The following is a 503-nucleotide window of genomic DNA, read 5'->3' as shown; positions in this document are numbered from 1 at the left end:
TTATCGCGTGGGGTATCATCACCGCGCTTTTCATTCCGACAGGGTGGTTGCCAAACGAAACGCTGGCGAAGCTGGTCGGTCCGATGATCACCTACCTGCTGCCGCTGCTGATCGGTTACACCGGCGGTAAATTAGTCGGCGGCGAACGTGGTGGCGTGGTCGGGGCGATCACCACCATGGGCGTTATCGTCGGCGCGGATATGCCGATGTTCCTCGGCTCAATGATTGCCGGCCCGCTGGGCGGCTACTGCATCAAGAAGTTCGATAACTGGGTAGACGGTAAGATCAAATCCGGTTTTGAAATGCTGGTGAATAACTTCTCCGCCGGCATCATCGGGATGATCCTCGCCATTCTGGCCTTCCTCGGCATTGGCCCGGCGGTCGAAGTTCTGTCGAAAATTCTGGCGGCTGGCGTTAACTTTATGGTGGCGCACGACATGCTACCGCTGGCGTCTATCTTCGTCGAACCGGCAAAAATCCTGTTCCTTAACAACGCCATCAAC

Annotated in this window: 1 protein-coding gene; it reads left to right on the top strand. The window is 56.5% G+C overall.

Translation table 11 applies throughout. From position 1 onward, the window contains the following. Nucleotides 1-503: PTS transporter subunit EIIC (locus HHU12_RS34940; RefSeq protein ID WP_169661261.1), on the top strand; the 503-nt coding region annotated here is incomplete at both ends.

This window comes from Flammeovirga aprica JL-4 (genome assembly GCF_012844305.1).
GTDB lineage: Bacteria > Bacteroidota > Bacteroidia > Cytophagales > Flammeovirgaceae > Flammeovirga > Flammeovirga aprica.
Note: the sequence above shows the minus strand (reverse complement) of the source record. Positions and strands in the feature narration are given on the sequence as shown.